At 53.9% G+C, this 26,935-nt stretch carries 24 protein-coding genes; 12 read left to right on the forward strand and 12 right to left on the reverse strand.

Annotated elements, in window-relative coordinates; all coding sequences use genetic code 11:
* Positions 1 to 178 precede the first annotated feature (178 nt).
* From COO92_RS10050 to COO92_RS10060, 3 genes are read left to right on the forward strand one after another with little or no spacing between them, the layout of a single operon-like run.
* A complete protein-coding gene (locus tag COO92_RS10050) occupies positions 179 to 1,210 on the forward strand; it encodes an ABC transporter substrate-binding protein (protein WP_101301836.1) in 1,032 nt (343 codons plus the stop codon).
* Positions 1,207 to 2,241 (forward strand): FecCD family ABC transporter permease, encoded by a 1,035-nt coding sequence (locus tag COO92_RS10055; protein ID WP_022734112.1) that lies wholly within the window; start codon positions 1,207 to 1,209, stop codon positions 2,239 to 2,241. The genes COO92_RS10050 and COO92_RS10055 overlap by 4 nt, the downstream gene beginning before the upstream one ends.
* Positions 2,238 to 3,074 carry an ABC transporter ATP-binding protein gene (locus COO92_RS10060; protein ID WP_101301838.1) on the forward strand — a complete coding sequence of 279 codons (837 nt, stop codon included), beginning with the start codon at positions 2,238 to 2,240 and terminating at the stop codon, positions 3,072 to 3,074. The genes COO92_RS10055 and COO92_RS10060 overlap by 4 nt, the downstream gene beginning before the upstream one ends.
* Before the next feature lie 34 nt (positions 3,075 to 3,108).
* On the opposite strand, the gene purD is transcribed toward COO92_RS10060, so the two are convergent.
* Entirely contained in the window at positions 3,109 to 4,392 is a 1,284-nt protein-coding gene (gene purD / locus COO92_RS10065) for a phosphoribosylamine--glycine ligase (protein ID WP_101301840.1), read from the reverse strand.
* Positions 4,393 to 4,508: 116 nt separating this feature from the next.
* Here purD and xseA point away from each other — a divergent pair, with 116 nt between their 5' ends.
* The 3 genes from xseA to COO92_RS10080 are packed head-to-tail and all read left to right on the forward strand — an operon-like array spanning position 4,509 to position 8,623.
* A complete protein-coding gene (gene xseA, locus COO92_RS10070) occupies positions 4,509 to 6,203 on the forward strand; it encodes an exodeoxyribonuclease VII large subunit (RefSeq protein WP_101301842.1) in 1,695 nt (564 codons plus the stop codon).
* Positions 6,203 to 7,054, forward strand: a complete 852-nt coding sequence (locus COO92_RS10075; protein WP_101301844.1) for a M23 family metallopeptidase — start codon at positions 6,203 to 6,205, stop codon at positions 7,052 to 7,054. The genes xseA and COO92_RS10075 overlap by 1 nt, the downstream gene beginning before the upstream one ends.
* 15 nt (positions 7,055 to 7,069) lie before the next feature.
* The gene (locus tag COO92_RS10080) at positions 7,070 to 8,623 is read left to right on the forward strand and encodes a gamma-glutamyltransferase family protein (protein ID WP_101301846.1); all 1,554 of its coding nucleotides are present in this window, start codon (positions 7,070 to 7,072) and stop codon (positions 8,621 to 8,623) included.
* Here the strand turns inward: COO92_RS10080 and COO92_RS10085 are convergent.
* From COO92_RS10085 to COO92_RS10115, 7 genes are all read right to left on the reverse strand, one after another.
* Positions 8,601 to 9,080: a MarR family winged helix-turn-helix transcriptional regulator gene (locus COO92_RS10085; RefSeq protein ID WP_101301848.1), complete on the reverse strand. Its 480-nt coding sequence runs from the start codon at positions 9,078 to 9,080 to the stop codon at positions 8,601 to 8,603. The genes COO92_RS10080 and COO92_RS10085 overlap by 23 nt on opposite strands.
* Positions 9,081 to 9,221: 141 nt before the next feature.
* On the reverse strand, positions 9,222 to 9,770 hold the full coding sequence (locus COO92_RS10090; RefSeq protein ID WP_240626395.1) for a hypothetical protein: 549 nt from the start codon (positions 9,768 to 9,770) through the stop codon (positions 9,222 to 9,224).
* 166 nt (positions 9,771 to 9,936) lie between these two features.
* Positions 9,937 to 10,836, reverse strand: coding sequence for an LpxL/LpxP family acyltransferase (locus tag COO92_RS10095; protein WP_101301852.1), 900 nt, complete (start codon positions 10,834 to 10,836; stop codon positions 9,937 to 9,939).
* The gene (gene lpxK / locus COO92_RS10100; RefSeq protein ID WP_101301854.1) at positions 10,829 to 11,800 is read right to left on the reverse strand and encodes a tetraacyldisaccharide 4'-kinase; all 972 of its coding nucleotides are present in this window, start codon (positions 11,798 to 11,800) and stop codon (positions 10,829 to 10,831) included. The genes COO92_RS10095 and lpxK overlap by 8 nt, the downstream gene beginning before the upstream one ends.
* On the reverse strand, positions 11,793 to 13,085 hold the full coding sequence (locus tag COO92_RS10105) for a 3-deoxy-D-manno-octulosonic acid transferase (RefSeq protein WP_101301856.1): 1,293 nt from the start codon (positions 13,083 to 13,085) through the stop codon (positions 11,793 to 11,795). Before COO92_RS10105 ends, lpxK begins: the two co-directional genes overlap by 8 nt.
* A complete protein-coding gene (locus tag COO92_RS10110) occupies positions 13,082 to 13,849 on the reverse strand; it encodes a lysophospholipid acyltransferase family protein (RefSeq protein WP_101301858.1) in 768 nt (255 codons plus the stop codon). Before COO92_RS10110 ends, COO92_RS10105 begins: the two co-directional genes overlap by 4 nt.
* Before the next feature lie 26 nt (positions 13,850 to 13,875).
* The gene (locus COO92_RS10115; protein WP_240626396.1) at positions 13,876 to 15,642 is read right to left on the reverse strand and encodes an ABC transporter ATP-binding protein; all 1,767 of its coding nucleotides are present in this window, start codon (positions 15,640 to 15,642) and stop codon (positions 13,876 to 13,878) included.
* 220 nt (positions 15,643 to 15,862) lie between these two features.
* On the opposite strand from COO92_RS10115, the gene COO92_RS10120 reads away from it, so the two are divergent.
* A complete protein-coding gene (locus tag COO92_RS10120) occupies positions 15,863 to 16,663 on the forward strand; it encodes a lipopolysaccharide kinase InaA family protein (RefSeq protein ID WP_101301861.1) in 801 nt (266 codons plus the stop codon).
* 23 nt (positions 16,664 to 16,686) lie between these two features.
* Here the strand turns inward: COO92_RS10120 and COO92_RS10125 are convergent, their stop codons facing one another.
* Positions 16,687 to 17,811: a glycosyltransferase family 4 protein gene (locus COO92_RS10125; protein WP_240626397.1), complete on the reverse strand. Its 1,125-nt coding sequence runs from the start codon at positions 17,809 to 17,811 to the stop codon at positions 16,687 to 16,689.
* Complete coding sequence (locus COO92_RS10130) at positions 17,808 to 18,725, reverse strand: UDP-2,3-diacylglucosamine diphosphatase (RefSeq protein WP_101301863.1); 918 nt, start codon at positions 18,723 to 18,725, stop codon at positions 17,808 to 17,810. Before COO92_RS10130 ends, COO92_RS10125 begins: the two co-directional genes overlap by 4 nt.
* Positions 18,726 to 18,943: 218 nt before the next feature.
* Here COO92_RS10130 and COO92_RS10135 point away from each other — a divergent pair, with 218 nt between their 5' ends.
* Positions 18,944 to 19,867 carry a diacylglycerol/lipid kinase family protein gene (locus tag COO92_RS10135; protein WP_101301865.1) on the forward strand — a complete coding sequence of 308 codons (924 nt, stop codon included), beginning with the start codon at positions 18,944 to 18,946 and terminating at the stop codon, positions 19,865 to 19,867.
* A gap of 350 nt (positions 19,868 to 20,217) precedes the next feature.
* Entirely contained in the window at positions 20,218 to 22,266 is a 2,049-nt protein-coding gene (locus COO92_RS10140; protein ID WP_101301867.1) for a methyl-accepting chemotaxis protein, read from the forward strand.
* Positions 22,267 to 22,372: 106 nt separating this feature from the next.
* Here COO92_RS10140 and COO92_RS10145 read toward each other — a convergent pair whose 3' ends face one another.
* Complete coding sequence (locus tag COO92_RS10145; protein ID WP_101301869.1) at positions 22,373 to 23,722, reverse strand: TldD/PmbA family protein; 1,350 nt, start codon at positions 23,720 to 23,722, stop codon at positions 22,373 to 22,375.
* Between the two features lie 238 nt (positions 23,723 to 23,960).
* Here COO92_RS10145 and COO92_RS10150 point away from each other — a divergent pair, with 238 nt between their 5' ends.
* The 3 genes from COO92_RS10150 to COO92_RS10160 all read left to right on the forward strand — a co-directional run bounded on the left by COO92_RS10150 (position 23,961) and on the right by COO92_RS10160 (position 25,130).
* Positions 23,961 to 24,536 carry a hypothetical protein gene (locus tag COO92_RS10150; RefSeq protein WP_101301871.1) on the forward strand — a complete coding sequence of 192 codons (576 nt, stop codon included), beginning with the start codon at positions 23,961 to 23,963 and terminating at the stop codon, positions 24,534 to 24,536.
* A gap of 61 nt (positions 24,537 to 24,597) precedes the next feature.
* On the forward strand, positions 24,598 to 24,840 hold the full coding sequence (locus COO92_RS10155) for a type II toxin-antitoxin system CcdA family antitoxin (RefSeq protein ID WP_101301873.1): 243 nt from the start codon (positions 24,598 to 24,600) through the stop codon (positions 24,838 to 24,840).
* Positions 24,840 to 25,130 (forward strand): CcdB family protein, encoded by a 291-nt coding sequence (locus COO92_RS10160; RefSeq protein ID WP_101301874.1) that lies wholly within the window; start codon positions 24,840 to 24,842, stop codon positions 25,128 to 25,130. The genes COO92_RS10155 and COO92_RS10160 overlap by 1 nt, the downstream gene beginning before the upstream one ends.
* A gap of 19 nt (positions 25,131 to 25,149) precedes the next feature.
* On the opposite strand, the gene COO92_RS10165 is transcribed toward COO92_RS10160, so the two are convergent.
* Entirely contained in the window at positions 25,150 to 26,676 is a 1,527-nt protein-coding gene (locus COO92_RS10165; RefSeq protein WP_101302555.1) for a UbiD family decarboxylase, read from the reverse strand.
* Between the last annotated feature and the right edge of the window lie 259 nt (positions 26,677 to 26,935).

Below are 26,935 nucleotides of genomic sequence, written 5' to 3' on the forward strand. Positions count from 1 at the left end.
ATATCAATCATCCCGCCCTTTCTTTGGCCCTGATACCGTCCGCCATTTCCCGACACTTTTGCCAGTCCATTGACGACAGGAATGCTCATGTTATGTTATATCATAACATTTGTTGGTTTGGGATGTTCGGTTTCAGGAAAAGTCTCCTTGGCCGTCATATCCTTGGAAAGGGTACAAAGTGATCACATTGAACAAACATGTTCTTGCAGCCGGGGTGTTTGCTGCGGGACTGGCATCTGTTTCACAAAATGCATCGGCAACGGATTATCCGCTGACCTTGGAAAATTGCGGTCGTACGGTGACCTTTGATCAGGCGCCAACTCGCGTTGTCTCGCTTGGGCAAAGCAATACCGAAATTCTTTATATGCTGGGGCTGGCCGACCGGGTTGTCGGGACGGCGGTATGGTTTAATCCGGTTGCCGAGGAATACCGCGACGCCAACGCTAAAATACCGCGTCTTGCCGATAATGATCCCAGTTTCGAAAGTGTCGTCGGGCAGAAGCCCGATCTGGTGACCAACCAGTATCAGTGGCATGTCGGGCCGAATGGTGCCGTGGGAACCATTAAGCAGTTTTCCGAGCTTTCCATTCCGGTCTATACCGCACCCGCCGATTGCGTGGGCAAGGACAATACCACCGGCGGCGATGGTACGCGCATTGACGCGTTTTCTATGGATTTGATTTATCGCACGATTACCGAAATGGCGCAGATTTTTGATGTTGAAGAACGCGGTGCCGAACTGATGGCGGATCTTCGTGCGCGTGAACAGGCGGCGCGTGATCGCGTCAGTGACGTTGATGGTCGTGGGATCAGTGCCCTGTTCTGGTTCTCAAGTGCGGAACTTGATGTTGATCCGTTTGTTGCCGGGCAAAAAGGCGCACCAGCCTATATCGCCAATGTACTGGGCGTGAAAAATGTCATTGAAAGTGATGATGAATGGCCAAAAGTTGGTTGGGAAACAATTGCACGATCCAACCCCGACATCATTGCGATTGGGAAGATGGACCGTCGCCGCTTCCCGGCCGATGACTGGGAACTCAAGATGAAGTTTCTGCAATCTGATCCGGTCACAAGTCAAATGAACGCGGTTAAAAATGATCATGTGATCGTCCTTGATGCGTTGTCGATGAACCCGACGATCCGTACGATCAACGGCATCGAAAAACTGGCCGACGCTGTTGAGGGCTTCCATATGGACACCAGCAATTGATCGGTCTGCTTTCACTTGCCTTCACCAACCGCATCAGTGCGACGCTTGTCGCGCTGATGCTTTTGTGCGTGACACTGGCGTTTGCCGCATCGGTCGGTGAGACGGCCATTCCAATGCAAACCGTCATCAATACCATCGCCAATCATGTCTGGAATGCCGGGCATGAGGTTGATGTCATTGATGCGGGCATTGTCTGGAATTATCGGTTAAGCCGTGCGGTGGTTGCGGCGAGTTGCGGGGCATCATTGGCGGTTGCCGGTGCTGTATTGCAGGGCTTGCTGCGTAATGCGTTGGCTGATCCCTATTTGTTGGGGATTTCGGCCGGGGCATCGACCGGGGCGGTCAGTGTCGCAATCCTTGGATTGGGGGCCGGGGTGCTTGGCTTGTCTGTCGGGGCCTTTATCGGGTCGCTGGTGGCATTCGCATTTGTTGCCTTATTGTCGCTTCAGGCGGGCAGGGGAACCGGGGCGATTATCCTTGCAGGCGTTGCCGGATCGCAGCTTTTCAATGCGATGACCTCTTTTATCGTGACCAAATCTGCCAGTGCTGAAGAAGCCCGCGGGATCATGTTCTGGTTGCTGGGCAATCTAAGTGGTGTGCGCTGGCCCGACGTCTGGTTGGCCTTGCCGGTCGCCATTGTTGGCCTTGTAATCTGTTTTGGCTATTCGCGTGCCCTGGATGCCTTCACCTTTGGCCGGGATTCCGCCGCATCCCTTGGTGTGCCGGTCCGGCGCGCCTATGTCGTGCTGATTGGCTGTGCCGCCCTGATGACGGCTGTGATGGTCAGTATTGTCGGGTCTATCGGGTTTGTTGGCTTGGTGATCCCGCATGCCGCGCGGTTTTTCGTCGGAACACGCCATAGTGCTCTTTTGCCGGTATCGGCCCTTATTGGGGCACTGTTTCTTGTCTGTGCCGATGTCTTTTCACGTATGATTGTGCCGGGTCAGGTCCTGCCCATCGGGGTGATCACGGCCTTGATCGGTGCGCCGGCCTTTGCCCTGATCCTCTGCCACGGAAGGGTCCTTCGATGAGCCTTGAATTGCGCAATGTGGACTGGCAAGCCGGGTTCAAAAAGATCATTACGGATGTGACAATTGCGGTAAAGCCCGGCGAGTTCCTTGGCCTGATCGGGCCGAACGGCTCGGGTAAAACCACATTAATGTCGGTTTTGGGCGGCCTTCGTCGACCATCGCGCGGCGATGCTATTTTGGATGGGCAGGCGTTAAAAAACATCGGGCGGCGCAATCTTGCGCAGCGCATCGGATTTGTTGAACAACAGGCCGACACCATTGACCGGATCACCGTCACCGAGGCGGTGTCGCTTGGCAGGACGCCGTACCTTGGTCTGCTGTCCCCGTGGTCGCAAAATGATGACGCGGTGGTGGACGATGCCCTTGACGCGGTTGATATGCGATCAATGAAAGACCGCATGTGGCATACGCTTTCGGGCGGTGAAAAACAGCGGGTCCATATCGCCCGCGCACTGGCACAGGAACCGGAATTTCTGTTGCTTGATGAACCGACCAACCATCTTGATATCCGTCATCAGCTGGGCATTCTGGAACTGGTCCGACGATTGCCGGTAACGGTGGTTGCCGCCCTGCATGATTTGAACCATGCGGCGATGTTTTGTGACCGGATCGCGATGATGGATGGCGGAAAATTACGCGCGATTGGGACCCCGCAAGATATCCTCATACCAGAAAATCTGCGCGATGTTTTTGGGGTGTCGGCAACGGTGGAACCCGATGATATCCATCCGGGGCGTTGCATGATCCGATATCATGCCGGGGGTGCAAATACAGACGTCGTGTCAGATTTCGCGGATATAAAAGCAGACATAAAAAAAGACCGGATTGCGTAAATCCGGTCTTTTGAAAATGCGGTGGTGCGGAGGCTTATTTCTGTTCGCGAGCAACCGCGCGCCAGCCGATATCCCGGCGGCAAAAACCGTCCTGCCAGTCAATTGCATCAACCGCCTCATAGGCGCGTTTTTGCGTTTCGGTGACAGTCGCACCGCGTGCGGTAACCCCCAAAACGCGGCCGCCCGTCGCGGTCAGCTTATCACCAGCCATTTTGGTTCCGGCATGCAGAACCTTGACCTTGTCCATGGCATCCGCCGCGGCAACGTTTTTGATCTCGGTGCCTTTTTCATAAGACCCCGGATATCCTTTTGCCGCCATGACAACCACCATGGCGGTTTCCTCATACCATTGCGGTTTGACGGTATTAAGCGTGCCACTGGCGGCCCCATCAAGGATATCAAGAACGTCTGATTTAAGTCGTGTCATCAGGACCTGACATTCCGGGTCGCCGAACCGAATGTTGTATTCGATCAGTTTCGGATTGCCCGCATCATCAATCATCAGACCGGCAAACAAGACACCCTTGAACGGGTGGCCTTCGTCGGCCATGCCCTTAACCGTGGGAACAATGATTTGTTCCATGACTTTGGTTTCGACGTCCTTGGTGAAAACCGGGGCCGGGGAATAAGCACCCATGCCGCCGGTATTTGGGCCAGTGTCGCCTTCGCCAACTGCCTTGTGGTCCTGTGCAGCAACCAGTGGAATGACGTTTTCGCCGTCACACACCGCAAAGAAGGAAGCTTCCTCGCCAACAAGGAATTCTTCAATGACAATTTCCGCACCGGCATCGCCAAACTTGCCGCCGACCATGCATTCGTCAATGGCATCAATGGCTTCGTCAATTGTCATACAAATGATTACGCCCTTACCAGCGGCAAGGCCATCGGTCTTAACCACAATCGGTGCGCCATGTTTTTTGACAAACACCTTGGCATCATCCGGGGTTGTGAACCGGCCATAGGCAGCGGTTGGCACACCGAACTTTGCCACCATGTCCTTCATGAAGCCCTTGGAGCCTTCAAGTTGGGCGGCGGCCTTGGAACAGCCAAACGATTTGATCCCGGCCGCATCAAGTGCATCGACAAGGCCGGCAACCAGTGGGGCCTCGGGACCAACCACGACCAGATCAACCGCGTTGTCCTTGGCAAACGTCACCAGACCGTCGACATCGCCATCGGAAATCGTCACGCATTCGGCCGAATCCGCTATTCCGGCGTTGCCCGGTGCGCACCAGAGTTTGGAAATGCGCGGGCTGCGCGCAATTGCCCAGCAAAGTGCGTGTTCGCGTCCACCGCCGCCAACGACCAGAACCTTCATGACTTTATCCTTCGACTTGTCCGATTGCTTGATGGTCCGTGCGGGATGAACTAGGCTTGTGACACAGTTCATCCCGCCAATGATTTAAAGCGGGCTTTTAGCATAAAGTGCCCTTGATGACGCAAGATTTGTTCGACCCTTTTGCCCCGGTTCCTGAAACCCCCGCGAAATCGGGAAATGCGCCCGAATTTTCGGTGTCCGACCTGTCCAACGCGTTAAAGAATACCGTTGAAGATGCCTTTTCGTTTGTGCGTGTGCGCGGTGAAATTTCCGGGTTCAAGCGTGCCAGCAGCGGCCATATGTATCTGGCGCTTAAGGACGATAAGGCGGTTCTGGACGGGGTGTGCTGGCGCGGGCAGGCGGGGAAGCTTGGCCTTGTCCCAGAAGACGGTATGGAAGTCATCGTTACCGGGCGGTTGACTACATTTCCCGGACGGTCGAAATACCAGATTGTCATTGAGACGATGGAAGTTGCCGGCGAAGGCGCGCTTTTAAAGCTTCTCGAAGAACGTAAAAAGAAGCTGGCGGGCGAGGGCCTGTTTGATGCGGACCGCAAAAAGCCGATCCCGTTTTTGCCCGACGTGATTGGCATTGTCACATCGCCGACCGGGGCAGTGATCCGCGACATCATGCATCGCCTGCGCGATCGTTTTCCGCGCCGGGTATTGTTGTGGCCAGTGCTGGTGCAGGGAAATGGTGCCGCCGAACAAGTGGCCGAAGCTGTGCGCGGCTTTAACGACCTTTTGCCCTATGGCCATATTCCGCGCCCTGATGTGTTGATTGTCGCACGCGGTGGCGGGTCGCTTGAAGACTTATGGGCCTTTAACGAGGAAGTGGTTGCCCGTGCGGTGGCCTATTCTGACATTCCGGTGATTTCCGCCGTCGGGCATGAAACCGATACGACCCTGATTGATTTTGTATCGGACCTGCGTGCACCGACCCCGACCGGGGCGGCGGAAAAGGCAGTGCCAGTGCGCGGCGACCTGATTGGTCAGATCGAAGAAAACGGTTTGCGGTTGTCGCAAGCGGTCCGGCGGTTAGGTGTCGAAAAGAAGACGGCCCTTGAAAGTCTGGCGCGGGGTTTGGGTGATCCCAAAAGGATGCTCGAAGAACGCAATCAGATGTTGGACAACTGGGCGGATCGGTTGCCGCGTTCGGCGGTCAATGTCGTGAGCCAAGCACGGGCGCGGCTCAATGAAACCAGCGCACGGCTGGTCAGTCCGCGTGAGCAGCTTTCGGAAAAACGCGGGCGGCTTGAAAATGCCGCTGTGCGGCTGGACGGGGCGATGAAGTCGGCCTTGCAATTGCAAAAGTCCCGCCTTGATCGCGCGTCTGCCGGGTTGCGCCCAAGTGACGCCAAACGCGATGTTGATCGGGCCCGCAAACAGATCACAGATCTTGGTGCACGCATGGGATCAGCGGTGAAAAATACCCTGACGCGTGAAGCCGAAGGACTGGCGCGCTATGACCGTCTGCTGGAAAGTTATTCTTATCGCAATGTCCTGAAACGCGGCTTTGCCGTGGTGCGCGACGGGGCGGGGAATCTGGTGGAAAAATCCGCCGATATTATCACCGGGCAGGGATATGATCTTGAGCTGGGTGATGGCGTGACCCGTGTTACGGCTGGCGATGCGACAACTGGGCCTGTATCAACGCCGACAGCCCCGACGTCAGGTGGGGCGCGTGATGGCGAAGATATGCCAGTTAAAGCGGTTGCCACATCAAAGCCCGAAACGGCCAGCAAACCAAAAGCCGTCAAAAAGAAAGACCCACAACCAAAAGACGATGACAGGCAAGGGAGCCTTTTGTAATGCGCTTGGCAATCACCACCCTTGTCGCAGCTGCTGGACTCTTCGCGGTCACCACAGTCCGGGCCGCAGAACCAGCCTATCAGGGACAGTTTGTTCAGGGTGGAATTGTGTTTGGTCAAACTGACGCCGGGGATCAGGTTCTACTAGATGGCACAGCGATTGATACCATCGGAGGTGATGGCCGGTTTGTTCTGGGTTTCCCACGCGATTACGAGGGTCCTGCCAAACTGACGATCAAGCATACGGATGGCAGCGTCGAAGACTTTGCCTATGACATCGGGGATCGTGAATTTGATATTCAGCGGATTGATGGTTTGCCCAAGAAAATGGTCATACCCGATCCTGCCGTGATGGACCGGATCAAGGATGATTCCCGTCAGGCCCGCGAAGCGCGCACCGAACGGTTCACCGAAAAATTCCTCGAAAGCGGTTTTATCTGGCCTGCATTGGGGCCGATCAGTGGTGTCTATGGATCACAACGGATTTTAAACGGCGAGCCACGGTCCCCACATTGGGGCGTGGACATTGCAGTTCCGACCGGAACGCCCGTGGTTGCGCCAGCCGATGGGATCGTGACTTTGGCCCACCCCGATATGTATTTTTCCGGGGCGACGCTGTTTCTTGATCATGGTCTTGGCATGGTGTCGGCATTTTTGCACCTGTCGGAAATCGACGTCAAAGTTGGCGATGTGGTCAAGCAGGGTGATGTGATTGCTAAAGTCGGCGCATCGGGCCGGGCCACCGGACCTCATTTGGATTGGCGGATCAATGTCGGGGCGGCAAGGGTTGATGCGCAACTGCTGGTCCCGCCGATGGAAGACGCACAAAAGGCGGAAAACGCCAAAAACTAACGGGAAACGCATGCCATGAAAAAGCACGGGGCCGTTGCCGCAGGACATGATGTTACCGCAGGTGCCGCTGCCCGTGTGCTTGAGGAAGGCGGCAACGCCTTTGATGCAGTGATTGCCGCGATGTGGGCTGCCTGTGTGGCCGAACCGGTTTTGGCGTCCCTTGGCGGCGGCGGGTTTGTGATGGCCCGACCGGCTGGTAAGCCACCACGTCTTTATGATTTCTTTGTTGAAACTCCACTTGAAAAACGCGCACGCGAGGATCTGGAATTTGAAAGCCGCCTTGCGACATTCGCTGGCGGGGTTACGCAGGAATTTCATGGTGGCTACGGATCTGTTGCAACGCCGGGCGTTGTCGCTGGGCTGTTTAAAATTCATGACGATCTTGCGGGTTTACCCATGTCGCAATTGGCCGAACCTGCGATCACGGCTGCGCGTGACGGGATCGAACTGGATGCGTTTCAGCGATATGTGATGGGTATTGTTGAGCCGTTACTTGGGTTTTCACCCGACAGCCGGAGAATCTTTGGTAAACCCGGTCATCAGGATGAGGACGGCTTCGAATTGCTTGATGAAGGCGTTGTTCATCACCAAGCCGATTTAGCGCACAGCATTGATTATCTGGTCCGAACCGGTGTTGACGGGTTTTATCACGGTGATCTTGGCGATGCGCTTGTGCGCGAAAGCCGTGCATCAGGTGGCTATTTGACCCGTAAGGATTTGGCGGCTTACCGGGTGTTGGTCCGTGACCCGCTTTTGGTTGCCGGACGAAAAGGCCGATTTGTGCTGAACCCCCCGCCTGCATCAGGCGGGGTTCTGGTTGGATTTGGTCTTAAACTGGCGCGTGATATGGCCTTGGGGTCGTTTGGGTCTGCCCGCCATCTTGAAGCCGTGTCGGGCGTTTTACATGCCACCGGGCTTGCGCGTGGTGAGTACGGTGCGTCGCCGGTTATCCTGTCAGATGAGTTGTGCGAAAGTTATCGTATGATGATTGGCGAGCGCCCGCTTAGTCAGCGCGGAACGACCCATATTTCGGTTGTCGATCAGGATGGTAACCTTGCGGCGGCAACCCTATCAAACGGGTCGTCATCCGGGCGGGTGGTACCCAAAACCGGCATCATGATGAACAACATGCTGGGTGAGGCCGATTTGTCATCCGATGGTTTCCATCAATGGCCTTGTGGGGTTCGGATGACATCGATGATGACCCCGGCCCTTTATCTGGGGGCGGATGGATCATCGGTTGCCTTGGGATCAGGTGGATCAAACCGCATTCGATCCACCATGCTTCAGGTGATGCTGAACATGGATGCCTTTGACATGACCCTGCATGGCGCGGTTGCGGCGCCAAGACTACATGTTGAAGATGGTCTTCTGTCGGTTGAGCCGGGCTTTGATGACGCACTTCTTGATGGCTTAAGCATCAAAAACCAACAACGTTGGGAGTCTGGGGATATGTTCTTTGGCGGGGTGCATGCCGCGAAGGTCAGTGCGGATGGTGCAACGTTTTCTGCCGTGGGTGACGCGCGGCGGAATGGGCATCGGATCGTTACCGGGTCGGATCAGACCTAAGGTCAAGGATCGGGGCGGCATCAATCTTTTCCGCGTCCATCATGTAGGCCACGCGCTGCATGGATGTGAGAAGCTGGGTCTTTTCCCAATCAGGCAGGGCTTCGAACTGGGAAATGAATTCTTCATGCAGCATGGTCGGCGCGGTTGTCAGGATTTCGCGCCCGGCATCGGTCAGGACCGTATTGACCACACGTTTATCGGTGGTGCTGCGGCGACGTTCGGCAAGGTTTCGCTGTTCTAGGCGGTTTAAGATCGTGGTGACCGTCGCCTGACTAAGCGAAACGTGGTTGGAAATGCGTTTGACCGTGACATTTTGGAGCTCGTCAATCGCGCGCAATACCATAACTTGCGGAATGGTCAGGCCACAGTTCTTCATCATCCGTTTTGAATGTAAATCGGTCGCCCGGATAATCTGGCGCAGGGCCACGAGAATGTCCTGCCAGTAGGCTTCGCTCATGATGTTTCCTTATGAGAGCCAAGTACCAAGAGCACCGTACTGGCGAACTGCAACGGTGCGAAATGTCTGTTACCGGGTAACGGGCTTTCCCAAATTGTTCAAGGTGATTTGTCTCATGACATTTTATGTCAGACATAAACCCTATCGGAAGCGGCGGATCACAGCGAAGATTAATCCGAATATCGCAATCAGAATGATGGCAACCGTTGCGATTAAAAGGGCCTGTTTGGTGCGCAGGTCATTTGCCTGTTTGCGTTCAACATAGACAATTACGTTACGGCGCAGCTGATCCATTTCAGGCGTAATGTCAAAGCCGCTGCGATACAGTGTTGCACCTGCACTGGCCAAAAGATCATTTGTTTTGTTGAGTTGTTCGGAGAACAGGGCAAACCGTTCTTCGGTATCTTTGAGATCCCCCAGCGGATCGTCATCCTGTTTGCTGACTTTGGCGACGGTGATCGTTGTGTGGGTCAGTGTGTCGCCATCTTCAGCAATACAATCAGAAAGGCTTTGGCGGGCTTCATTCGGGGCGCATTCGACCGGACGATCGCCAAATTCTTCAAGCGCCTTTCGCAAATGTTCCTTTAATTGCAGGTCCAGTTGCGAAATCTGCAAACGGATTTCGCGCGCCGTTTCCTTGATTTGATCTGTTTGACTGTCCAGCGCCATGCCGGGCCAGGAAAGAAACACTGATCCCGCCAGTATCATGCAAATAATGATCAATATGCGGGACAAGGCAAACTGGCTCCTGAGGTCATGCGAACATCGTCAAATGCCGAGTGTGCCCGATGGGAGTTCTTATTCCGTTAATGACAGAAACATCGTTTTATCCCTGCGCAACATTTGCGTGCGCCGATCATTTTTGCCAGCGTTTATGCGGCCAAAGCCACTGGGCCGGGCGTTCGCGTATCCAGCTTTCCATGATGGCATTGACCTCCGTCATGATGTTGGCAATATCGGCGCGGCGATCACCGGTTTTCTGGATCGTCAGGGCGGGATAAAACGTCATGCGGAAATAGGCACCATTCAACCGCTCCACCCGAACCGGTACAATCGGGGCATCATATTTAAGTGCAAACTGTGCCAGTGCCGGGGCGGTCATGGCATCACGCCCAAAGAACGGAACCGCGATGCCGTCCGTCATTTTTTGATCGACAAGCATGCAGGCATGTCCGCCGTCTTTCATGCAACGGGTCAGTTTGCGGGCACCATCCGGGCCCTTTTTGACCAACTCGCCACTGAATGTTTTGCGCGCGCGGGTGAACAGATTATCGACCCATGGATTATCCGGCGCGCGATACACGCTCATCATATCCATCCCAAGGACGGTTGCGATGCACATGCTGACTTCCCAGTTGCCGATATGACCGGTAAAGAATAATCCCGGTTTCCCGTCATCGCGTGATGCCAGTCCGTGCTCGAGGCCGACAATTTCGATGCGGGGGCCGCCGGGTTGGAGCTTGTGAAGATGGGGGATTTCTCCCGCCGACCGGCCAAGATTTTCCCACATATCGGCAACGATTTCTTCGACTTCGTCTTTGGATTTTTCCGGGAAGGCACGGGTAAGATTGTTACGGGCCTTTTTTGTTTGGCCCATTTTGGGGCCGAGGTTCCGCATCAGGCGGCCGGCAAAATTTGATGCCATATCAATCGGCATCGCCGCAAAGAACCAATACAGGATATGCGCGCCCAGTCCTTGAAGCGGATGAGAAAGGTATTTTTGGCGCATCTTGTAAAATTTGCTGTTCTTATCCATCGGCAAGCACCGTTTTAACAATCTGGTTCAGCTGATCTGGTGCGTCAAACACCAGACGGATGTTAAGGCTGCTTATGCCGCTGCGATTTTCACTTGGCAAGCGCATCAGGTCTTTTTGTGTGGTGACAAGACGCGCGCCCAGTGTTTGTGCACGCGTGCGCAGATCGGAAAGTTCCTGTGCGCTAAACGGGTGATGATCGGCAAAGTCTTGGGTTTCGGCGATCATTGCGCCGCATTGGTGCAGGCTTTCATAGAATTTCGCAGGGCGTCCAATCCCGGCAAAGGCAAGAACGCGCTGATGTGCGAAATCCGCACCATTTTCCGTTTCAATGCGCGCACGCACGACCGGAACCGATGCATGAAGGTTGGTGATGAAGTCCGGGGTTTCATCACCAATCAGAATAATGGCCCTAACTTTTTCAAGCCCTGAATCCAGCGGTTCGCGCATCGGGCCCGCCGGGATCACCCGGCCATTGCCAATGCCGTATTGGCTGTCGATGACGGCAAAGCTGCAATCCTTGATCAGAGACGGGTTTTGTAATCCATCATCAAGAATAATGACATCCGCCCCGGCAGCACGGGCCATTTCAGCACCAAGGAACCGTTCGCGTGACACCCAAGTCGGTCCACGTGCCGCGAGTAAAAGCGGTTCATCGCCGACCTGATCTGCACGATCAGATTCTGGATCAACCCGGTGTGGCCCGCGCATGGATCCACCATATCCGCGGCTGACGAAATGCGGTGTCCGGCCTAGTGCGGTCAATAGATCAAAAAGCGCAAGTGCTGTTGGTGTTTTCCCCGCACCCCCGACAGTAAAATTTCCGACACAAAACACCGGGCATCCGGGATGGCGTGGGGTTGTTTTCATCGTGCGAACACATCCGCCAGCGCGCCAAAGCAAGGAAAGTGGGGTCATTGCCGTTGCAAGAATTCCGTCTTCTTGCCAGAAACGGGGATCACGCATTGTTGCCCCCGTGTGTCGGAATGTCTGCAATCAGTGGATCGATGGCATCAAGGGTGCGGTCAAGAACCTCCGCCTTGGAACTGGCATAGGCCAAGCCAGCCGCGGCGACTTTTTGTGCCGATGTCGGGTCGCGGAGGAACCCGCTAAGTTGCCGTGTCAGGTCATCTGCGTCAGATGCAGGGCGGCAGGCGCCGGCAGCCAGCATCTCTTGGCTGATAATGGCAAAGTTGCTCATATCCGGGCCATGAAGGATCGCACAGCCCAATCGGGCCGGTTCCAGCGGATTTTGCCCACCGGTCGAACACAAAGATTTGCCCATAAAGCATACCGGCGCGATGCGGTAAAACAGGCCAAGCTCGCCCATGGTATCGGCAAGATAGATTTCTGTTTGTTCGGTGATCTGGTGGCCGAGGCTTCGGCGCGATACCTGCAACCCTTGGGCAATCAGGTCGGCTTCGATGTCATCAGCACGTACAGGATGGCGCGGGACGACGATGGTCAGAAGATCGGGATGTGTCGAGGCAAGGTTGTGATGCACCTGACCGGCAATGCGTTCTTCACCGTCAAAGGTACTTGATGCCAACCACACGGGACGATTGCCGATTTGATCGCGCAGTTTACCGAGTTCCTCGTCATTGGCGGGCAACGACGGGGCAGCGAATTTCAGGTTGCCGACGGCCTTGACATTGGTTGCGCCAAGGGCGGCAAACCGTTCCGTTTCTTCTGCGCCCTGCGTCAGGATCAGATCAAACGCAGCAATGACCGGGCGGATAAAGGATGGAAAGCGCGAATAGCCCTTAAAGCTTTTTTCCGAAATACGACCGTTGACCAGCACCAGGCGCGTACCAGCCTTCTTGGCCTTGGTCAGGATATTGGGCCAAAGGTCGCTTTCAAGCCAGAGTGCCAGATCGGGTTTCCAGTGATGGAGGAACCGCGCGACACACACTTGGCGATCAATCGGGATGAATTGATGAATGACACCCTTTGGCAGGCGTTCATGCATCAAGGCCGCCGAGGTCACGGTACCCGTCGTCACAAGGACTGAAACGTCGGGATAGCGACGATGGATTTCATCAATCACAGGTAGGGCAGAAAGAGACTCTCCCACGCTCGCGCCATGTATCCAGACAAGTTTGCCTTTGGGCCTTGGAGCACTTGGGTGACCAAACCGTTCGCCAATCCGGCCCGGATCTTCCTTGCCGAGATTTTTTCGACGGTTGAGATACAGATACAGAGCCGGACCCAGCAGGCGTGTCGCCGCACGATAGGCGTAAAACAGGCTCATTTACCGGTTTCCCCCGCCGCAATCGCCGACCGTTTCTGCTTGGGGAGTGCGCCAAGGCCCGCAGGCGGAATGATTTTAAGCCCGAGTGCACTGTCGGTTTCCTGAGTGAGCTTGGTCAGCGCATTTTCAAGTTCAAGGCGTTTGGCTTCGATATCCGCCGCGTCGAGTTTACGATCCACATGGATTGGATCGCCCCAGTGATAGACGCCGCGCGAAAAGGGTAAGGGCAGAATAAAACGGTCCCAACTGCCAAGAACTTTGCGGTTGGAGGCCGAATAGGTCAGCGGAAAAATCGGAACATTAGCCATGCGGGCGGCCTGAATGATGCCGTCTGAGGCGCGCATGCGAGGGCCGCGTGGGCCGTCCGGGGTCATACCTACAACTTCACCTGCCTTCAGTACCTTTAGTATCTGACGTAAGGCAGCAGCTCCGCCTTTGTCCTTGCCGGTCGATCCGGCAATGGTCTTTGGCCCGAAATGGGCAATGGTGCGAGAAATGATTTCCCCGTCGCGGTGCGATGAAATCAACATGTTAAACGGACGATCACCACCGACCGAGCGCCATGTATAGGGCATCATCAACAGGCGCTGGTGCCAGAATGCGACGATAAACGGTTTGCCCTCGGTCAGGTAATGCGCAGGAAGGTCACCGCCCTTGGTGCGCCAGTGCCCAGTCGCGTGGATCAGGCGGACATACGACGCCGCAAGCCAACACAAGGTGCTGCGCGTGGTTTCGCTTCTGATAATGCGTTTATGCAACTGCACGCCCGTAAATCCCGAAATTACCCGGATCAGTTTTCATTTTCTTCAGAGAATTGAAGATTATAGAGGTGTGCGTAAGCCCCTCCAAGTGCAAGCAATTCATCGTGTTTTCCTTGTTCCGTCACACGGCCATTATTGATCACACAAATTTTGTCCGCATCAATAATGGTCGACAGGCGGTGCGCAATCACAAGGGTGGTGCGCCCTTTCATCAATTTCGCAAGCGCGTCCTGAATATGGCGTTCTGATTCGGTATCGAGTGCGGATGTTGCCTCATCGAGCAACAGGATCGGTGCGTTTTTAAGCATTGCACGGGCAATCGCGATACGCTGTCGCTGCCCACCAGAAAGCTTAACCCCATGTTCGCCGACGATGGTGTCATAACCGTCTTCTAGCTGCCCAATAAAGTCATGAGCGGCAGCATTGCGCGCGGCTTCTTCGATCTCGGCTTCGGTCGCACCAGCACGGCCATAGGCAATGTTGGCGCGCACCGTGTCGTCAAACAGGGTGATTTCCTGACTGACCAGTGCGGTCGCACGGCGCAGGCTTTCAAGTGTTAAATTGCGGATGTCTTGATCATCAACAGTGATGGCGCCGTTATCAATATCGTAAAAGCGCGGGATCAGGTTCAGGATGGTCGATTTACCCGCCCCCGAAGGTCCGACAAGTGCGACGGTTTCACCGGCCTTGATATCAAGGTCAATATCACGAAGGGCCGTGACCTCCGGGTTGTAGGCGAAGGAAACATTCTTGAAATTGATGTTTCCACCCGACACGGTGAGGTCCTTGGCATTCGGGGCGTTTTTGATTTCGGGCTCAAGATCCATCACCATAAACACGCGCTGGGACGCGGCAAGGCCTGACTGCAAATTCATGTTGATATTTGCCAGACGCTTTACCGGTTCGTAGGCCAGCAAAAGGGCGGTAATGAACGAGAAGAAACTACCCGGATCACTTGCGCCATCAATGACCCGGCTGCCGCCGTAAATGATGATTGTTGTGATCGCGGCACCGCCGAGCGTTTCCATGATGGGGGAGGACCGGGCACTGACTTTTTGCGCCTTGAAGCTCAACTGAAAAACAGTCTCGACCAGTTTTTCCATACGTGAACATTCGTATGGTTCCATGCCATAGGCTTTGACGTGACGCACACCTTGAAACGTCTGCTCGAGAAGGGTGGCAAATTCGCCGATTTGTTGCTGGGTATTGGCTGATACCTTGCGCATGCGTTTGCCGAGCCGGGCAATCGGCAAAATGGCGGCAGGAAAGACCGTGAATGCGATGATCGCCAGTTGCCAATCCTGATAGAACATCACACCGATCAAGACGATAGCCGTCAAGAGATCCTTACCAAACCCGGTCAGGGCGACAGAAACAGCCGCGCGCATGGACGTAATATCACTGGTAAAGCGGGTGATCAGTTTGCCGGTATTCGTACTGTGGAAGAAACCAATGTCGAGCCGAATGACATGTTCGTAAAGCTTGTTCTGGATATCAGCAAGAATACGCCCACCGACATAGCTCATCAACACGGACTGGCCGTAGTTGGCAAAGCCCTTCAGGGCAAATGCGAACAAAACAGCCACGCCGACCGGAACCAGCATTGCACCGTTTTGTTTAACAAACACTTCGTTGATGACCGGGTCCATCAAATAGGCATATCCACCAGTCGCACCCGCCATAAGTGCCATGCAAATCAGAGCGAGAACAATCTTGCCGAAGTAAGGCTTTACCGCATCTTGCACGATACGTTTGACCAAGGGCCAAGTGCGCCAGTGTTCAGCAGTGTGGTCCATCGGATTCTTCGGCAATGATTTGTTCCTGGTCGTTCCGGCCATTTCCAAGTTGTATCAATATGATACACTCTATATGGAATAGGGCTTCAAAATGTGTCGATCTATATGCGCTGTTGCTAGCATGCTCGAGCATGGGCGGCAAGCTGCAGCGCACATGTGAAAGATACAAATTTGACCCGCCAATCAGCAGGTCACGCGCAACGACATATAAGATAAAAAAATGAACGAGCAACTGCACGCACTCGTAGAACATACAATGGCGCAAGGTGTCGGGGCACGCGTTTTCGCGCTGCGCTGGAAGAATAGGCGTATCTGGATCAAGCAAGCTGTGCCGGCCAAACAAAAGGGCTGGCATCATATGCAACGGTTTCTGGCAAACATTACGGGCATTGCCTTGTTGCGCCCGACGGTCTCGCCCGGCGGCGAAGAAGGCCTTGAAACCGAAGCAAACACTCTGCGCAAATTGTCTGAGCGAGGCATTCTGGTGCCCGATTTGGTCTGTGTGACCGAAAACTGGATCGCGATTGGGGATAATGGTGGCATTTTACAAACCCGGATCGAAGATTGCATTCGTGCAGGGGATCATGACGCCGTCACAAAATTGATTGATGCCGCAGGCAAAGGATTGGCACAGCTTCATCAGGCAGGCGTTGCGCATGGTGCACCCTTGCTGCGTAACCTGACCATTCGGGATGATGACAAAATCGGCTTTATCGATTTTGAAGAAGATCCCAACGCACGCATGCCGATCATTGATGCGCAGGCGCGTGATATCCTGCTGTTTGTTTTTTCGATCCAGCGCGAATTTAAAAAACGTCCGGAATTGTTGCGCGCGGGGTGGCGCGCCTATGTCGATCAGGCCGGATTTGACGCACCTCAGCTGGTCCCGCTGCGCAAAATCGTTAAGGTGCTGCGCCCGGTTTATCTTATGTTGCGCCCGTTTCGGCGTTGGTTGGGCACGGATGCGATCAATGGGATTTTGGCTTATCGTATTCTTCGCAAAAGCCTGAACCACGAGTAATCCGCCAAGGTCGTACCAGCGCATTACTGCGCTGGCTGAGCAAGTGGTTGATCGCCGATCGTGGTCGTGTCGTCGGCGGTTAAAGATGCTGTCGCGCGTGCCGCATCATCAACCGTTATGCGGATGGCCTCAACCCCGTCAAACCCACCTGAAAATGGTGCAAGGTTGTGTAGGAACTGGCTGGCGGAATTTTGCCAGCTGTATTGTTCGGCCAAGGCACGAGCATCTTCGGGTTTAAGGTCAAGGGCGGCCATGGCGGCTTTGCCAAGGTCGGCGTCAATCGCACCGGCTTTTGTGCCCCGGACAATGTCGGCTGGTCCCTGAACCGGGAAAACAGCAACCGGCGTGCCTGATGCCAATGCTTCGAGGATCACAAGCCCAAACGTGTCGGTTTTGCTGGGAAAAACAAAAACATCTGCGGACGCAAAGGCGTTTGCAAGGTCTTCACCAACCTTTTTGCCAAGGAATTGCGCATTGGGGTGTTTCTGACGCAGGTCCGCCAGCTGTGGCCCATCGCCGACCACGAATTTGGTGCCGGGCAGGTCAAGATCCAGAAAATGGCCAATGTTCTTTTCCACAGCGACCCGTCCGACAAACAGCCAGTGTGGTTTGGGAAAATCGCCAAAGCTTGCATCTGGTCGGGGTCGGAAAAGGTCAAGGTCAACACCGCGCGACCAGATATGGAGGTTATCAAACCCCCAGTCAGACAGTTCTTCGCGCAGGCTTTCGGTCGCGACCATCACCGATTGTGATTTTGAATGGAATTTGCGCATCCCACGATAGGAAATCGATAACGGTAAACGCCACCGTGCGTGGATGTATTCAGGGAACCGCGTGTGATAGGCGGTCGAAAATGGCAGGCCCTGTTTCAGGCAATAGGCCCGGGCGGCCTGCCCCAGCGGACCCTCGGTCGAAATATGAATGGCAACCGGGTGCAGGGCCTTGATCATTTTGGCCATTTTACGTTTGGCAAACAGGGCCAAGCGGATTTCCGGGTATGTCGGGCACGGAATGGTTTTAAACTGATCAGGCGAGATGACATGAACATCATGCCCCATCTCGCCCAACTCGCCGCGTACGGTTTCAAGGGTACGGACAACACCGTTGACCTGTGGATACCAGGCATCGGTTACGATCAGTATTTTCATGCAGTCTTTCCAATCGGTGCATCGCCGCGCTTTTCAGACTTGGCAGATGCTGGTTTGCCCGAAGTATGGGCGATACGGAACATGGAAATCAGTTTGCCAAGGCCAAGCGACGGAGCACTGGCAGCATCGCGGCCCGGCGTGGAATGGGTCATGGCCATCTGGCGCATTTCTGCCCAATGGAGAAGTTCAAGCTTGCCGTCCATGTCTTCGACAAGGGCGGTGCAACTTTCGACCCAGTCACCATCATTGCAATAAAGCACATCCCCAATCATGCGTTTCTCGGCATGATGGATGTGCCCGCAGACCACACCATCCACCTTGCGTTTGGCAGCGGCATGGGCGACGGCATTTTCAAAGTTGCAGATGAATTGAACCGCGTTCTTCACCCGGTTTTTAAGATAGGCCGAAAGCGACCAGTATCCATATCCAAGGCGACGGCGAATGGCGTTGTAATAGCGGTTAAGGGTGATGGCGAAGTTGTAGGCCGTATCGCCAAGATAGGCGAGCCATCTGGCATATTTGACAACACCGTCAAATTCATCGCCATGGATCACCAAAAGACGTTTGCCATCGGCCGTTTCATGGATGTCGTTCATTTTGACTTCGATATGCCCAAAAGTCATATCGACAAATTCACGGGCAAATTCATCATGGTTTCCGGGCACAAAGATAACCTTGGCACCGTTCTTGGCCTTCTCCATGATTGTGGTTATAACGGCGTGGTGGCTTTCGGGCCAATGCCAGCTTTTCTTGAGACGCCAGCCATCAATAATGTCGCCCACCAGATAGTAGGTGTCTGCCGTTACTTCATTGAGGAAATCCAAAAGAAGATCTGCCTGACATCCACGTGTCCCCAAGTGGACGTCCGAAATCCAGACCGTGCGGTAATGCGGTTGCAGCGTCATCGCTGTCATTGCCGCTCCTCCGTATCCTGCCAAAAGGATGGCTGGAAACTGACTTTAAAGATGCCAGATACTGTCTCCAACCAGTATCGGTTTAAAATAAATCGCGCGAATATATAACCCGTTCACATAAATTTCGCGATTCTGTAAAGCAACTGTTACATATTTTACTTCATATGCTAGCGAGTACTTACTTTTTATTTCGGTTTTATTGCGGAAGTCGAACCTGAATGTCCCAGCCCGAAGTGACCATCATTTTCAATCCGCGTGCCGGCGGGAATAAACAACGGTTTCTGTCGGAAATTCTGCAACATGCCGGGGTGAAGGTTGAACTGCTACAAACCACCCATCCCGGTCATGCCCGTGAATTGGCGCGCAAGGTCCGCGCACACAAACGGTTATTTGTTGCCGGTGGGGATGGGTCGCTAAACGAAGCATTGAACGGTTTGCTCGATGCGCAGATTGATGGCCATGAAGTTCCACCCCTTGGCATTGTCCCATTGGGCACTGCCAATGTGCTTGCGGTCGAAGTTGGGCTTAATCTGCGCGCCAAGGCAATTGCCGACTATATCAATAATCCCGGCATGGTTTGGGTGCGGCCTGGTGTTGTAAATGGCCGCGCGTTTTTCCTGATGGTCGGGATGGGGGCCGATGCCGATACGGTGGATAATGTGTCCTTGCGGTTAAAACGCCTTATCGGCAAGGGCGCATACGTTCTTGAAGGATTGCGCAGTATCTTTTTCCCGCGTCACCGCGACTTTGAAGTGTGCATTGGCCGGGAAAATTACCGGGCATCTGGGGTTATCGTCACCCATGCCAAACATTATGGCGGCGCATTTGTGATATCCGATGATGCGTCCCTGACGTCAAATCAGCTTGATGTTTTGTTGATGCCGGGCAATGGCATCTGGGCCTTGGCGCGCTATGGTTTGGCTTTGACGTTAAACCGGTTACACAAACAAAGTGATGTGTCGCTGGTGCGCACCGAACGCCTGACGATCAAAAGCCATTGTGGCCCTGCCCCCTTGCAGATTGACGGTGAAAATGCCGGAAAACTACCCTGCGAAATCAGCTTGTCGCCCTATCCGGTGCGCCTGATGGTGCCTCAGGATTATGACGGTTTGAACAAGGTGACCGACGCCGATCTGGCTTAGAAGGATGGTTCGCCTATATTGATTGTTCCTGACGGATCAAACCGCAACGGCAACCAAGAATGTCGGTCGAACCTCCCAGCTCAAAGGTTGGCTGAGTTGTGACTGTGGCGCCCGTGCCATAGCGCGCTTTGGAGACTTTTGACTGTTTCCCTATGTGCCTACTCAGAAGTGTAGCGTTTATTGTAAACGCTGCACCACCACCCATGTGAGGTTTGGGGACGCACTATTTTAATATTCTAAAACAAACCCAAACGAACCTCCCCAAATAGGGATTATCTCATGGTTCGAGTGGCTCTAAAATCCTCTCTAACGATGTCGAAATACATTGTTGCCGGATTCGGAGATGTTGAATGGTTTCTGTTGCTTTTGTAACTGCTGTGCAGGGTGGAGTTTTTACCAATATGCGGGTGCGGACAAAAATTCTCTGCGGGTTTTCCGTGGTTTTACTTGTGCTGATCGGTGCACTTTCCTTTGTCTATAGCAGTTTTGTCTGGGTCAGCCAAGATGTCGAAGAATATGCGGTCTATGTCGAAGAAGCGTCCGCTATTTCCGAGATTGAGGCCCGCTTTTTAAGGTTTAGTTCCCACGCACGTGAATTTGCCAATACGGCCAATCATGCCGATGCAAAGCAGGTTTTCCTGATTGCCGACGAATTGGCACCAATGCTGGAGCACGCACGCGAAATGTTCGTCAGCGAAGACCGCCGGGCGCGTATTGATCGCATCGCGGCGTCACTTGATGCTTATTTGGCCAATTTCACCAAGGCAAAGCAGCTGAGCGACGAATACCACACCTTGATCCTCGATGAGCTTGAACCAAACGGCATCAAAATCCTGTCTGACCTAAACCAATTGACGGCATATGCCGGCAGAACCGGTGATTTTGAAACCTATCAAATCGTCTCTGATGCCCGCGAACACGCCCTGCTTGCGCGGTTGTATGCCAATATCCTGATCGGGCGACAGGATGACAGCTTTGGCGAAAAGTCTGCTGATGAGTTTCGTAAATTAGAAGCCGCCTTAACCGCACTTGATCAAAAACTAGTGTCGCCAGACGGCAAGCAAGTTCTGTCCAATGCGGTGACGATGTTTCGCGGCTATCGAACCGTTTTTGAAAAGATCCGCGCGGACGAGCTTTTGATTGAAGAAAACGTCAATGGCGCTATGCGCGAAGAAAGTGCACAGATCGTTGCCGATGCAGAAAACCTTAAACAGGAACTTTCTGCGGTGGAAAAAAGCATCTTTCAAGACGTTCTCGCCAAAGTCAGTCTCGCAGAAAAAGAAATCCTGATTGCGTCGCTTGCGGGGGTGGTTTTGGGCATTGCGATTGCTTGGATACTTGGCGATCGCCTGTCAAAACCGATCATTGCGATTGCTGGGGTCATGCGCAAATTAGCCGATCATGATTTGACCGTAACGGTACCGGGGCAGGGACGTCGGGATGAAATTGGCGTTATGGCTACGGCTGTTGAAGTGTTTAAAGCAAGTGCTATTCGCAATGACGCACTTGAAGCCGAGGCGCGCGAACAGGAAGCCCGTGCCAAAGAAGCCCAACGTGCGTTTATGAACCAAACGGCAGATAGTTTTACCAACAGTGTTGGTGGTATCATCGAAGCGGTCGCCGCTGCTTCGGTAGAACTACAGGCCACCGCACACGGCATGTCGCAAATTGCCCGCACCGCGTCCGAGCAAACCACAGCAGTTGCCTCTGCCACCGAGCAAGCCAGCGGCAATGTCCATTCCGTTGCCTCCGCCACCGAAGAACTCAATGCCGCGATCGAAGAAATCAACCGTCAGGTGGTGTTTTCAAGTGAGGTCGCCAAAAGGGCGGTTGAGCAGGCGCATGAAGCTTTTACCAGCATGACAGAGCTTGTTGACGCATCCAACAATATCGAGGATGTCTTGCAACTGATTACCGATATTTCAAATCAGACCAATATGCTTGCACTTAACGCAACGATTGAGGCTCAACGTGCCGGGGCATCTGGTGCTGGGTTTGCGGTGGTCGCCAACGAGGTCAAGACCCTTGCATCCCAGACCGCCAAGGCAACCGACGAAATCCGCAAACAGGTGGCCGGGGTGCAAAGCCGCACGGGCAATGCATCCAATCAGATTGAGCAGATCAGTAAAACCATTTCCGAAATGGAAGGCATCGTTGCAACCATTTCATCGGCTGTTGAAGAACAATCTGCCGCCACCCGTGAAATTGCCGCCAATATCGAACAGGCCGCTAGCGGGACCACGGTTGTCAGTTCCAACATTGTCACCGTGTCAGAAGCTGTGAATGAGGCTGGTACGGCGTCGGGCGATGTGCTGACAGCGGTTGATATGCTGTCGCAGAACTTCAATACGCTTAAAGGGGCCACCGACACATTCGTGAGTAAAATTCGCGCAGCCTAAGGTAATCCATTTCGGTTTCAATTAGACGATCAGCACAAATAAAAACGCCCGGTTCCACTTGGACCGGGCGTTTTTATTAGGGGGCTGGCAACTTTAAGCCGGCGTTTTACTGACCAGCCAACGTCATTCCATCAATGCGCAGCGTCGGGGCATTGGTGCCGTATTTAAAAGTCAGATCTCTTGCCGGAACGACCGTTTTAAACATGTCTTTCAGGTTCCCTGCGACTGTGATTTCCGATACCGGATAGACCAATTCGCCATCTTCGATCCAATACCCCGATGCGCCGCGCGAATAATCGCCGGTCACACCGTTGACACTGCTGCCGATCATTTCGGTGATATAGAGCCCCGATTTGATCTCCTTGATCATATCGGCGGGCGAAATGGTGCCCGGTTCCATATACAGGTTGGTGGTCGATGGCCCCGGAAGGCTGCCGGCCCCGCGCGATGCGTTGCCTGTCGATTTCAGGCCCAGCTGACGGGCAGAGCGCAAATCCATGATCCAGGTTTTCAGAACACCATTTTCAATCAGGTGACGTTTCTGATTGGCGACACCTTCGGCATCAAACGGTTTGGAGCGAAGACCGCGTTTGCGATGCGGGTCATCAATGATGTTGATATGCGGGGCGAAAACTTCGCTGCCCATCGCATCGAGCAGGAAGCTGGTGCCGCGCGCGATGCCCGATCCATTGATTGCACCGGACAGGTGACCAACGATGGAGGCCGATACACGTGGGTCCAAAATCACCGGAACGTGCGCGCTTTTGACCTTGCGCGGGTTCAGGCGACGCAGGGTTTTTTCGGCGGCTTTTTTGCCAATATCGACCGGATCGCGCAGATCGGTCGAAAAGACGGCACTGTCATAATCATAATCGCGCTCCATTGCCGTTCCCGTCCCGGCAATAACCGATACCGAAATGTGGCTGCCGGACCCGGCATAGCAATTGGCAAAGCCGTTGGTTGCCGCCAAAGTGACTTGATGACGGCCCCAGCCAGCTTCGGATCCTTCCGAATTGGTGATGCCTTCGACTGACCGTGCAGCTTCCTCGCAGGCGGTTGCCCATTCGATCATTTTTGCTTGATCGACTTCGCCCGGTTCGCACAGCTCAAGTGCGTCAACATCGAACGTTTCGGCCAGTTCAGACGGATCAGCAATCCCGCAATAGGGGTCTTCTGGTGCGTTTTTGGCCATCGCGACCGCGCGTTCGATCAGTTCATTCAAGGCAGCATCGCTGGTGTCGGAAGATGAAACAACCGCCTGTTTTTTGCCAATCAGAACCCGCAGGCCAAGATCAGCCCCTTCGGAACGTTCAAGCTTTTCCATCTTGCCCAGACGCTGGGCCACCGAAAGCGACGTTCCTTCGACATAAACGGCGTCGGCATCATCGGCACCGGCTTTTTTTGCACGGGCCAGAAGATCGGTGATGCGATCAAGTGTCATGTCGGTCTTGGGCATGGAAGCTCCCTTAATTCGGAATGTGATGGCTACTTTATAGGGCGCGCAGGCGCATTCGCAAAGGGGCGAAACAAAAAGAGGTTTCGTCTTTTGTTCATTTGCCTTGCTGCCCCAAAGGTGGCGCGATAAAGGGGGATCGGCAAGGGCATGTCTTTTGACGATTTTTATTGCCGTTTTGCTATACTCAAAAAAACGGCACATAAATGGCTATGAAAGCCGAAATACACACGGAAAAAATATGAGCAAGCAGGCAATGTTGATGGGGCTTTTTTTCGCGATCTCTGCTGGGCTGGGCGGTCTTGCGTATGCCGACGAAAGTCCAAATGCAGATGTTGAGACGCCTCTGAATGATGGGAACACGGTCGATCCGGTATCCGCCAATCAGCTTTATTCCGAAATGCGCATTCAGGGTGGTCAATATGCGCAAAACTACCGTCATCAGATGCTGACCGGTGACTTTACCTGTGATGATGTGGTTGATCGGGTTGCGGGTTGGGTTGATCTGGACAGTCCTGATGGACCGCGATTTGCAATGCTGTTTGTCACTAATCATGGTGGCAAGGACCAAAGTGAAGTCCGCTATCTTCCGTTTGAAAGCTCCGAACAGGTTGCGCTGTGCATTCATGATGAAACCGCCCCGCCGGTCATGAGCTGGCAGGAAAACAGCACCGAGTTCATGGCCGAGGTGATCGGCGATGACAGGCTGTGCAACTTTGCGATCCGGGTCGATGATTTCATGTGCGATGCGCCGCAGTTCTTCTATTCGCAAGAACCAGCAGGCAATGGCGATCACTGGCTGTTTTTCCGCAATTGAGTTAATGTCGGTTTGTTGGTAAAATATGCGCATAAATTTTGCGCATGAAGGGTAGGTCGAAATGACGGGCACCGCTGCCAAACCACACCGAAAACCTACCAATATCAGTCTAGATGTTGATCTTTTGAACGAAGCAAAGGCGCTGGGGATCAATATTTCCCGCACTGCTGAATTGGGTTTGCGCGAAGCTGTCGCCAAGCAGCGTGCTGTCCTTTGGAAGCAGGAAAACAAGGCGGCGATCGATGCCAGTAACAGCTATGTTGATCGACAGGGTATCCCGTTGGCATCCCATCGAAAATTCTGATGGCAAAAGGTGATATTTTCCGGTTTGAAACCGGGTATGTCGTTGATGCACAGTCGGATCTGCTATCGGACCTGCGCACCCGCGTCGTGGTTCCCCTAAAACCGGTTTCCCAATTCCCAAAACCTGCCGACAGGCTTAATCCGGTGATTAAAATTGGTGGGGATGATTGGGTGCTGTTGCCGCAGTTTATAGCGACGCTCAGCACATCTGAATTGGGGGAGAAGGTCGGTGAATTTGAAGATGCCTTCAAACTCACCAACGCATTGGATATGGTTTTTCACGGGATTTAATCCCGCGATTGAACCGATCTTAGTCTTTCCAGATTTTCTTACCTGAACCGGGCAGTCCGTATCGGTCCCATTTCTGATCGACACGGTCGATGATGTCATCGTCCATATAGATTTTTTCGCCCCATTCGCGGTTGGTTTCGCCGGGGAACTTGTTGGTGGCATCAAGGCCAAGCTTGCCGCCAAGACCACTAACCGGGGAGGCGAAATCAAGATAATCAATCGGGGTGTCGGTCACCGTGGTGATATCGCGCACCGGGTCCATACGGGTCGATATCGCCCACATGACGTCTTTCCAGTCACGCACATCAATGTCGTCATCCACGACAATGACGAATTTGGTGTACATGAATTGACGCAGGAACGACCAAACGCCCATCATCACGCGCTTTGCATGACCGGCATAGGCCTTCTTCATCGACACCACTGCAATCCGGTAGCTACATCCTTCGGGCGGCAGCCAGAAATCAACGATTTCGGTAAATTGCTGCTGCAGGATCGGCACAAACACATCATTCAATGCTTCGCCCAGAACCGAGGGTTCATCTGGCGGGCGACCGGTAAAGGTCGAGAGGTAAATCGGGTCTTTGCGCATGGTGATCGCGGTGATGTTAAACACCGGGAAATCATCGACCGAGTTATAATAGCCCGTGTGATCGCCATAAGGGCCTTCGGGCGCGTATTCATCCAGCGAGACATAGCCTTCCAGCACAATCTCGGCGGTGGCGGGTACTTTAAGCGGGACGGTTTTGCAGTCCACAAGTTCGACCTTGGCACCACGCAGAAGCCCGGCAAACTGATATTCCGAAAGAGTATCGGGCACAGGCGTTACGGCGGCCAGAATGGTGCCAGGATCGGCACCGAGAACGATTGCCGCTGGCAGCGGATCGGGCTTTTCCTTTTTCCAGCGCGCGTGATGTTGCGCACCACCACGATGTTTGAGCCAGCGCATGATGGTTTTGTTCTTGCCCAGCACCTGCATGCGATAGATGCCAAGATTAAACACATCGCGTTTGTCGCCGCCATTTTTGCCGGCCGACGGTCCTTGGGTCACGACCAGCGGCCATGTAATCAGCGGAGCCGGTTCGCCTGGCCAGCACGACTGAATGGGGATTTTTGACAGGTCAACATCATCGCCCGTCATGACGATTTCCTGGCACGGGGCCTTGGAAACCGTTTTGGGTTTCATCGCCATCACGGTCTTGGCCAACGGCAGCATCGAAAAGGCTTCCTTGAGGCTGCCGGGCGGTTCGGGCTGTTTGAGGAAGGCCAGCGTTTCGCCGACTTCGCGCAGTTCTTCGGGCTTTCTGTTCATGCCCTCTGCCACGCGGTCTACCGTGCCAAACAGATTGACCAGAACCGGCATGTCATATTTTTTGCCGTCATCCCCGACAACATTTTCAAACAACACCGCCGGGCCGCCTTCGGCCAGAAGACGCGTCTGGATTTCTGTCATTTCAAGGTTGGGGGAAACCGGTTCAGTGACACGAACAAGACGGCCGGTTTTTTCCAGCGCATCCATGAAGTCACGAAGGGATTGATAGGGCATGGCACCTGTCATCTGCTGAGCACTAAAATCTGATTGTCTTCATACGCTTTGCTGCGTCTGGGGACAACCATGCTTGTTGGCAAAGAAGCGTTTGTAACTTTGTAACGGCGTCCCCAAATACAGTCGGGATGCTGCGTTGCAAGGTTATACGAAACTTTGCGGTTTTGGTTGACGTATCATTTCGGTATACAAGGGCAAGGAATTGAGTCGCGTGACCCACAGCGCGCGGCATGGCAAATCACCAAAAGCATGAAGGACG

Source organism: Thalassospira lohafexi, from assembly GCF_002844275.1.
Taxonomy (GTDB): Bacteria; Pseudomonadota; Alphaproteobacteria; order Rhodospirillales; family Thalassospiraceae; genus Thalassospira; species Thalassospira lohafexi.

Bases quoted from the DNA above. Each gene is read 5' to 3' on its own strand.
- COO92_RS10105 (WP_101301856.1), bottom strand. From the start codon at position 13,085: ATGAGCCTGTTTTACGCCTATCGTGCGGCGACACGCCTGCTGGGTCCG.
- xseA (WP_101301842.1), top strand. From the start codon at position 4,509: ATGACGCAAGATTTGTTCGACCCTTTTGCCCCGGTTCCTGAAACCCCC.
- COO92_RS10060 (WP_101301838.1), top strand. From the start codon at position 2,238: ATGAGCCTTGAATTGCGCAATGTGGACTGGCAAGCCGGGTTCAAAAAG.
- COO92_RS10115 (WP_240626396.1), bottom strand. From the start codon at position 15,642: ATGGACCACACTGCTGAACACTGGCGCACTTGGCCCTTGGTCAAACGT.
- COO92_RS10150 (WP_101301871.1), top strand. From the start codon at position 23,961: ATGAGCAAGCAGGCAATGTTGATGGGGCTTTTTTTCGCGATCTCTGCT.
- COO92_RS10140 (WP_101301867.1), top strand. From the start codon at position 20,218: ATGGTTTCTGTTGCTTTTGTAACTGCTGTGCAGGGTGGAGTTTTTACC.
- COO92_RS10130 (WP_101301863.1), bottom strand. From the start codon at position 18,725: ATGACAGCGATGACGCTGCAACCGCATTACCGCACGGTCTGGATTTCG.
- COO92_RS10125 (WP_240626397.1), bottom strand. From the start codon at position 17,811: ATGAAAATACTGATCGTAACCGATGCCTGGTATCCACAGGTCAACGGT.
- COO92_RS10080 (WP_101301846.1), top strand. From the start codon at position 7,070: ATGAAAAAGCACGGGGCCGTTGCCGCAGGACATGATGTTACCGCAGGT.
- COO92_RS10135 (WP_101301865.1), top strand. From the start codon at position 18,944: ATGTCCCAGCCCGAAGTGACCATCATTTTCAATCCGCGTGCCGGCGGG.
- COO92_RS10155 (WP_101301873.1), top strand. From the start codon at position 24,598: ATGACGGGCACCGCTGCCAAACCACACCGAAAACCTACCAATATCAGT.
- purD (WP_101301840.1), bottom strand. From the start codon at position 4,392: ATGAAGGTTCTGGTCGTTGGCGGCGGTGGACGCGAACACGCACTTTGC.
- COO92_RS10165 (WP_101302555.1), bottom strand. From the start codon at position 26,676: ATGCCCTATCAATCCCTTCGTGACTTCATGGATGCGCTGGAAAAAACC.
- COO92_RS10085 (WP_101301848.1), bottom strand. From the start codon at position 9,080: ATGAGCGAAGCCTACTGGCAGGACATTCTCGTGGCCCTGCGCCAGATT.
- COO92_RS10095 (WP_101301852.1), bottom strand. From the start codon at position 10,836: ATGGATAAGAACAGCAAATTTTACAAGATGCGCCAAAAATACCTTTCT.
- COO92_RS10160 (WP_101301874.1), top strand. From the start codon at position 24,840: ATGGCAAAAGGTGATATTTTCCGGTTTGAAACCGGGTATGTCGTTGAT.
- COO92_RS10120 (WP_101301861.1), top strand. From the start codon at position 15,863: ATGAACGAGCAACTGCACGCACTCGTAGAACATACAATGGCGCAAGGT.
- COO92_RS10145 (WP_101301869.1), bottom strand. From the start codon at position 23,722: ATGCCCAAGACCGACATGACACTTGATCGCATCACCGATCTTCTGGCC.
- COO92_RS10075 (WP_101301844.1), top strand. From the start codon at position 6,203: ATGCGCTTGGCAATCACCACCCTTGTCGCAGCTGCTGGACTCTTCGCG.
- lpxK (WP_101301854.1), bottom strand. From the start codon at position 11,800: ATGCGTGATCCCCGTTTCTGGCAAGAAGACGGAATTCTTGCAACGGCA.